This window comes from Lysobacter sp. Soil_C_15 (assembly GCF_057657315.1).
In genome coordinates this window covers 456,899-463,983 of the sequence record NZ_JBDGIR010000005.1, presented here as the reverse complement: position 1 = coordinate 463,983, position 7,085 = coordinate 456,899, and the positions used below count along the sequence as shown (strand labels likewise).

4 protein-coding genes and 1 pseudogene are annotated in these 7,085 nt (G+C 70.0%); 2 read left to right on the top strand and 3 right to left on the bottom strand.

What is annotated here, in order from left to right; translation table 11 throughout:
* Positions 1 to 733: 733 nt before the first annotated feature.
* A pseudogene (locus tag AC3A57_RS14860) lies at positions 734 to 944 on the bottom strand (rubredoxin).
* Between the two features lie 50 nt (positions 945 to 994).
* On the opposite strand from AC3A57_RS14860, the gene thiE reads away from it, so the two are divergent.
* A complete protein-coding gene (gene thiE / locus AC3A57_RS14855; protein WP_221671388.1) occupies positions 995 to 1,633 on the top strand; it encodes a thiamine phosphate synthase in 639 nt (212 codons plus the stop codon).
* Complete coding sequence (hemL, locus tag AC3A57_RS14850; protein WP_487579608.1) at positions 1,626 to 2,909, top strand: glutamate-1-semialdehyde 2,1-aminomutase; 1,284 nt, start codon at positions 1,626 to 1,628, stop codon at positions 2,907 to 2,909. Before thiE ends, hemL begins: the two co-directional genes overlap by 8 nt.
* Positions 2,910 to 3,083: 174 nt before the next feature.
* Here the strand turns inward: hemL and AC3A57_RS14845 are convergent, their stop codons facing one another.
* Together AC3A57_RS14845 and AC3A57_RS14840 are read right to left on the bottom strand one after the other, a co-directional pair.
* On the bottom strand, positions 3,084 to 5,177 hold the full coding sequence (locus AC3A57_RS14845; RefSeq protein ID WP_487579607.1) for a TonB-dependent siderophore receptor: 2,094 nt from the start codon (positions 5,175 to 5,177) through the stop codon (positions 3,084 to 3,086).
* 432 nt (positions 5,178 to 5,609) lie between these two features.
* Positions 5,610 to 6,830, bottom strand: coding sequence for an aspartate aminotransferase family protein (locus tag AC3A57_RS14840; RefSeq protein WP_487579606.1), 1,221 nt, complete (start codon positions 6,828 to 6,830; stop codon positions 5,610 to 5,612).
* Positions 6,831 to 7,085 lie beyond the last annotated feature (255 nt).

Below are 7,085 nucleotides of genomic sequence, written 5' to 3'. Positions count from 1 at the left end.
GTCCAACCGGGCCGCGCATCTTACAGCATCGTTTCGTTTCGTCAACCACCCGTCGAAACCGACTGCCGTACCGCGCTCCGACCAACCATCCAACCGCCGATCGGGCCGCGCATCTTACAGCATCGTTTCAGTTCGTCAACACTCACCGAAACCGCTGTTTTCTGCGCCCCTTGCAGTCGGCGAACCGCCTGCAGGGCCGCGCATCTTACAGCCTGTTCTCGATTCGTCAACAACCCGTCGAAACCGCTGTTTTCCGCGCTCCCCGAAACCGCCTTGGCGACTTCGCGGCCGCGCATCTTACAGCCTGTTTCCGATTCGTCAACACGTATCGAAACCGCCGCTTTCCGCGCGCCCCGCTGCAACACAACTCGCCTCGGGGAGCCGCACATTATGCAGACATGAATAGGGGTTGGGAAGGGGGCATCGACTCGACGGAAGATTTATTCGGTCCATCGAACCAGCGCTTCGGAATGACCTGCTTTGCCGGACGGCGGCAAGCAACGGCTTCGCTTGCCGCCCTCACCCCACCCCCTCTCCCGCAAGCGGGAGAGGGGTTCAGATAGGTTGGGCGCGGGCTGGGCGCTCTACGGCGACGCGACCGGCGATCCGGCTCGGCATCCGGCCATCGCCGGGAAACCACGCCAGGCGTTGCCGCCCCACGGCGGCCGCCCATAAACGGAACGGCCCGCGCCGGAGCGCGGGCCGTTCGGCGGTGCGGGTCGGGCGGCGACGCTCAGACCTGCATCATCTCGAAATCGTCCTTGGTCACCCCGCAGTCCGGGCAGGTCCAGGTGTCCGGCACGTCTTCCCAGCGCGTGCCCGGGGCCAGGCCCTCTTCCGGCAGGCCCTTGGCTTCGTCGTAGATGAAGCCGCAGACGACGCACATCCAGGTGCGGTAGGCGGTGGTCGCGGCGGACTCGGACATGGGCGGATAATGCGTGGATTGCGGGACGCGCATTGTCCCATCCCGCCCTCTCCGACGGAAGCCGACCCCATGACCTCCCGCTGGCCGCGCCGCGGCCTGTACGCGATCACGCCCGACGAGGCCGATACCGCGCGCCTGCTGCGCCGGGTCGAAACGGTGCTAGGCGCCGGCGCGCATTGGCTGCAGTACCGCAACAAGGCCGCCGACGCCGCGCTGCAGCGCGAGCAGGTGCGGGCGCTGCAGCCGCTGTGCCGCGCTCACGGCGTGCCCTTGATCGTCAACGACGACTGGCGCCTGGCCGCCGAACTCGGCGCCGACGGCGCGCACCTGGGCGAAGACGACGGCGCACTGGCCGCCGCGCGCGCCGCGCTCGGCGCCGAAGCGATCCTGGGCGCGTCCTGCTACGACGATATCGGCCTGGCCCGCGCCGCCGCCGCGCACGGCGCCAGCTATGTCGCGTTCGGCGCGTTCTTCGTTTCCCCGACCAAGCCCAACGCCCGCCGCGCCGCGCCCGAACTGCTGGCCCAGGCCGCGCCGCTGGGCCTGCCGCGAGTGGCGATCGGCGGCATCGCCCCGGACAATGCCCGTCCGCTGGTCGACGCCGGCGCCGATCTGCTGGCGGTGATCAGCGGCGTGTTCGACGCGCCCGATCCGGCCGCCGCGGTGCGCGCCTACCTTTCCTGCTTCCAAGAGCCCCGCCATGACTAACCCGCGTTCCCACGAGCTGTTCACCCGCGCCCAGGCGCTGATTCCCGGCGGCGTCAATTCGCCGGTGCGCGCGTTCAAGTCGGTCGGCGGCGAGCCGTTCTTCGCCCAGCGCGCCGAAGGCGCCTATCTGTACGACGTCGACGGCAATCGCTATGTCGATTACGTCGGCTCGTGGGGGCCGATGATCGCCGGCCACGCCCATCCGCAGGTGCTGGCCGCGGTCGAGCGCACCATGCGCGACGGGCTCAGCTTCGGCGTGCCCAATCCGCTGGAAGTGACCATGGCCGAGGCCATCACCCGGATCGTGCCGAGCTGCGAGATGGTGCGGATGGTGAACTCCGGCACCGAGGCCACGCTGTCGGCGATCCGCGTCGCTCGCGGCGCCACCGGCCGCAGCCGCATCGTCAAGTTCGAAGGCTGCTACCACGGCCACGGCGACAGTTTCCTGGTCAAGGCCGGCAGCGGAGTGATGACCCTCGGCCTGCCGAACTCGCCGGGCGTGCCCTCGGCCCTGGCCGACCTCACTTTGACCCTGCCCTACAACGACTTCGACGCCGCCACGCGCTTGTTCGACGAGGTCGGCGGCGAGATCGCCGGCCTGATCATCGAGCCGATCGTCGGCAACGCCAACTGCATCCTGCCGCGCGAGGGCTATCTGCAGCACCTGCGCGAGCTGTGCAGCCGGCACGGCGCGCTGCTGATCTTCGACGAGGTGATGACCGGGTTCCGGGTCGCCCTGGGCGGCGCGCAGGAACGCTACGGCATCGTTCCGGACCTGAGCACCTTCGGCAAGATCATCGGCGGCGGCATGCCGGTCGGCGCTTACGGCGGCCGCCGCGATCTCATGCGGCAGGTCGCGCCGGCCGGCCCGATCTACCAGGCCGGCACGCTCAGCGGCAATCCGGTGGCGATGGCCGCCGGCCTGGCGACCCTGGAGCTGATCCAGGCGCCGGGCTTCCACGCCGAACTCGAGCGCCGCACGCACGCGCTCTGCGACGGCCTGGAGGCGGCCGCGCGCGAGGCCGGGATCGCCTTCACCACTACCCGCGCGCCGGGCATGTTCGGCCTGTATTTCCGCGACGGCGCGGTCGAGACCTTCGACGACGCCAAGGCCTCCGACAGCGCGCGCTTCAACCACTTCTTCCACGCCATGCTCGAGCGCGGCGTGTACCTGGCGCCCTCGGCGTTCGAGGCCGGGTTCGTGTCGAGCGCGCACGGCGAGGGGGAAATCGCGCATACGCTGGAAGCGGCGCGGGCGGCGTTCGCTACGTTGTAAGGCGGCTTGTCGCGGCTGCGGCGACGCGGCGAATGCGGCTTTGCCGTTGGGTGGGAAGGCAGGAGCGGAAGCAAATCCCCCCTCCCCCCCTTTTTCAAAGGGGGGAACGGCATGCGAGGGGAACTGCGTGCTAAGGGCCGGCGAGTTCGCCGGCCCTTTTTTGCTTTACCGCGCTCAGAAGGTGAAGGTGGCGCTGAGACCGATGTTGCGGCGGGCGCCGAACCAGCAATCGCCACGACCCATGCAGATGCTGAAGTAGCGCTTGTCGGTCAGGTTGTTGACGTTGAGCGCCCAGCGCCAGGCGCCGGTTTCGTAGGACACCAAGGCATCGGCGAGGGTCACCGACGGCGTGGTCGGCGCCGGCGGGCTGTCGAAGGCGCTCATGTAGCGCAGGCCCAGGCCGGCGGCGAAACCGTCGCGGCCGCCGAGGCTGAAACGTTGCTTGCCCCAGATCGCGGCCTGATGGCGCGGCGTGGCTTCGAGCTGCTTGTCGTTGTCGAGATAGTTGTAGTGCGCGGTGAGGTCGAACGAATCGGTCAGCCTGCCGCTGAGCTCCAGCTCCAGGCCGCTGACCTGGGTCTTGCCAGCCTGGATGCTGGTGTTCGGGTTGCGCGGATCGGGGATCAGGCGATTCTTCTCGCGCAGCTCATAGGTCGCTGCGGTGAAGCTCAGCTCGCGCCCGGCCGGTTCGAACTTGACCCCGGCTTCGACCTGCTCGCCTTCTTTCGGGGTGTAGCGCGCGCCGGTGACCGCATTGCTGCCGGCCAGCGGGGTGAAGGATTCGCTGTAGCTGACATACGGCGACCAGCCGGCCCAGTCGTGGAACATCAGGCCCAGGCGCTTGGTGGTGGCGCTGGAATCCTCTTCGCCCTGGCCGGCGACGCCGTTCTTGACCCGGTCGTGGCGCAGGCCGGCGACTACGATCCAGTGCTCGCCGATCCTCATCTGGTCCTGCAGGTACAGGCCGACCTGGCGCTGGCTGCTCTTGACCGCGGGCGGCAGCGGCGGCGGCGTGTACGGCACGTACACCGGATCGAAGATGTCGATCGCCGGCACGTTGTCGAACGTCTGCCGTTCGTCCTGCTTGAAGCGCACCGCATCCAGACCCGCCAGCATCTGGTGATCGACCGCGCCGGTCTGGAAGCGGCCTTCGACGTGCTGGTCGATGTTCTGCATCCGCACTTCGGTCTTGGCGAACCAGCCCTCGCGCGGCAGCAGGCGCTGCTGCGGATCCACGAACGGCTGGGTCGGGCTCACGAACGGGTTGCCGTAGACGCTGACGTAATCGACCTTGTTGCGGGCGGCGCGGAACGACTGGCGCAGGCTCCAGTTTTCGTTGAAGCGGTGCTCGAACTGCCAGCCCGCGGTGGTTCGGTCGGTGTCGTAGTGATCGCCGGGGTTGCCGATGTAGCGCTCCAGCGGAACCCGCCCGTTCGGATTCGGCGCCAGCAGCCCGCTCCAGCCGAAGAACTGCGCGGTCGACCCGCTGCGGTCCTGTTGCCAGGTCATCTGCAAGGTCAGCGAGGTGTCTTCGTCCGGTTTCCAGGTCAGCGAGGGCGCGAACAGGCGGCGGTCGTCGTCGACCTGATCGACCTGGGTATCGCTGTCGCGATACACACCGACCAGGCGGTACAGCCAGGCGCCGTCGTCGGTCAGCGCGCCGGTGGCGTCGGCGTTGACCTGGCGGCGGTCGAAACTGCCCAGTTGCAGGCCGATTTCGCGCCGCGTCTGCGCCTGCGGACGCTTGCTGACCAGGTTGACCACGCCCGCGGTGCTGCCCTGTCCGAACAGCATCGAGGCCGGTCCGCGCAGCACTTCGATGCGTTCGAGCAGGTAGGGATCGGTGCGCGCGGTGCTGGTGTAGTAGTTGAACGAACTGCGCAGGCCGTCGAGGTACTGGTCGGGCGAGCTGCCGCGGATCAGCACCGAGTCGGTACGCGAATCCAGGCCGTAGGCGTCGGAACGCACGCCGGCCGCGTAGCCGAGCGCGTCCTGCACGTTCAGGGCGCCTTGGTCGGTCATGCGTTCGCGGGTCACCACGGTGATCGCCTGCGGGGTCTCGCCGATCGGCGTTTCGGTCTTGGTCGCCGTGGCGGCGGTGGCGGCCTTGTAGCCGTCGCCGGCGCTTTGTACGACCACGTGGTCGAGCGTGGTGGCCCGATCGCGTTCGGCTTCGGCCGGGGCGGCGTCGGCGGCAACGGCCGGCAGGCTCAAGGGAAAGGCGATGGCCAAGGCCAGGGGCGCCAGGCGCGGACGGCGGCGGGACATGGGGCGGCTCCGGGGGGGGGTTAACAGCAAACGAGAATTATTATCGTTTGAATCGGCCGCATGGGTAAAGACCCGGGTTTTGCCGGGTTTCGGCCATGGCGCGCGGCCGTGCAGGCGCTTGCCGCCCGATGGCTCGGGACGTGCGCGCCGCGACGCGCGGGCCTAGCGAAGGTCGGTTTCGACGGAGTGCGAAGACGCAGCGAAAGCGCGCGAACCGCGATGAAGGCGGCGAGGCCGAAGCGGCGCGCAGCGGGCGCCGCTTGGATCGGTCGGCGGCCGGGGCTGCGAAAAGCCGCGGCCGGGCTGCGCGGCTTCGTGGGCCGCGGCTTATGGCCGGAGGAAATCCGCGTGGGACGGCGCTTTTACCCATGCCGCGGCCGCAGCGCAGACAGGCCGCAAGCGGCGCGGCGGTTCGCGCCGCGCCGGTTCGGCTCAGCGGCCGAGGAACTTCAACAGCGCGGCGCGCAGGCGCTGCAGGCCTTCGGCGATGTCGGCATCGGCGATGTTCAGTGCCGGCACGAAGCGCAGCACGTCGGGGCCGGCCTGCAACAGCAGCAGGCCTTGTTCGACGCACAGGTCGAGGATGTCGCCGGCCTTGCCGGCATGCGCCGGGCGCAGCTGCGCGCCGATCATCAGGCCGCGGCCGCGAACCTCGGTGAACAATTCCAGCTCGGCATCCAGCGCGTGCAGGCCGGCGCGGATCGCCGCGGCCTGGCGCTCGACGTTGGCCATCAACTCGGGCGAGCGCAGTTCGCGCAAGGCCGCGCCGGCGACCGCGGCGGCGAGCGGATTGCCGCCGAAGGTGGTGCCGTGGGCGCCGAACTGCATCGCCTGCGCGGCCTGGGCGCCGACCAGCATGGCGCCGATCGGGAAGCCGCTGCCCAGGGCCTTGGCCAGGGTGACCACGTCCGGGACCACGCCGTAGGCATGGCAGGCGAACAGCCGGCCGGTGCGGCCCATGCCGCACTGGATCTCGTCCAGGATCAGCAGCGCCTGGTGACGGTCGCACAGCGCGCGCAGGCCTTGCAGGAAGGCTTCGTCGGCGGCGGTCACCCCGCCCTCGCCCTGGACCGGCTCGACCAGCACCGCGCACACCGCGCCGTCGGCCATCGCCGCCTCGGCCGCGGCCAGATCGTTGAATTCGCTGTAGCGGAACCCCGGCGGCAGCGGCTCGAAACCTTCGTGGTACTTGGGCTGCGCGGTCGCGGTGACCGCGGCCAGGGTGCGGCCGTGGAAGCTGCCGCGGAAGCTCAGGATGACCCGGCGCTCGGGTTCGCGGCCCTGGGCGGTGGCCCACTTGCGCGCCAGCTTGATCGCCGCCTCGTTGGCTTCGGCGCCGGAATTGCACAGGAACACGCGCTCGGCGAAGCCCGAGGCCGAGACCAGTTGCTCGGCCAACTGCAGCGGCGGCTGGCTGACGAACACGTTGCTGGTATGCCACAGCTTGCCGGCCTGTTCGGTCAGGGCCCGGATCAGCGCCGGATGGGCGTGGCCGAGCGCGTTGACCGCGATGCCGGCGCCGAAATCCACGTATTCGCGACCGTCCAGGTCCCAGATGCGCGAGCCCTGGCCGCGATCGAGCACGATCCGGCGCGGGCGGTAGACGGGCAGGTAATAGCGCTCGGAAAGGGCGTAGAGCGAGGCGGTGTCCATGGACGGCGGCGGTTCGCGGTGCGGGAGGAAGCGGTCATTGTCGCGCATCGTGCCGGGACGCGCAGCGGCGCCGGCCTGCCGCGGCCACCGCCGGGGTTGTCAGGCGCCCGGCCGCCGCCTGCTGTCCGCCGCGCCCGGTCCGCACCGCGCGAAGACGGAATCGGCAGGCAGCAGCCGCCACACCGAATCGCCGGCTGCGGCGCGCGCGGCCCGACCGGAGGGGACGCGTCCGCGCAGCGGGCCGCCGGCGCGGGA

Coding starts and splice junctions, on each gene's coding strand:
- hemL (WP_487579608.1), top strand. CDS start 1,626: ATGACTAACCCGCGTTCCCACGAGCTGTTCACCCGCGCCCAGGCGCTG.
- AC3A57_RS14845 (WP_487579607.1), bottom strand. CDS start 5,177: ATGTCCCGCCGCCGTCCGCGCCTGGCGCCCCTGGCCTTGGCCATCGCC.
- thiE (WP_221671388.1), top strand. CDS start 995: ATGACCTCCCGCTGGCCGCGCCGCGGCCTGTACGCGATCACGCCCGAC.
- AC3A57_RS14840 (WP_487579606.1), bottom strand. CDS start 6,830: ATGGACACCGCCTCGCTCTACGCCCTTTCCGAGCGCTATTACCTGCCC.